The sequence below is a fragment of the Cupriavidus sp. 05T313 genome, assembly GCF_056396665.1.
On sequence record NZ_JBFTLX010000635.1, the window covers coordinates 1 to 447 of the forward strand.

The window sequence follows — 447 nt, forward strand, 5'->3', positions numbered from 1 at the left end:
TGAAGGACATTCGCATCACCGGGCCCAAGCACCAGATAGCGATGAAAGAGCACGACGGCCCAACGATCCCCGACAAAGATCTCGACGATCCTTATCATTTCTGCGGTCGCGTGACCGATCAGGGGTACCAGACAGGTATCGACTTCAGGGTTTCATGGAAAGACCCGGACAACTATCCTCGATGGGATTTCTACCATGTCCCGGCCAGCGATCAACCGCTGAAGGGAGTGCGGACTGGCCCACACGAGGTCAGCTATGGCGACCTCATTACTAGCAAAAATATCAGTGATGGATCGCTCACCGTTAGGTGGGCCTCCACGAGCGCGACTATGGGCAGACTCGTCCCCAATGGGCCGGTCTGGAAAGTCGAATCCGGCCGGACTGAGGGGCGAGTAAAACCCCAGTTCCTCGTTGAAGATGAACTGGGTAATGCCGAGAGCTCAGCTA

At 56.2% G+C, this 447-nt stretch carries 1 protein-coding gene; it reads left to right on the forward strand.

Features of this window, described 5'->3' with window-relative positions:
• Positions 1 to 41: 41 nt before the first annotated feature.
• A partial coding sequence (locus AC1DKD_RS42125) for a hypothetical protein (RefSeq protein ID WP_477144853.1) occupies positions 42 to 447 on the forward strand: 406 nt, incomplete at its 3' end.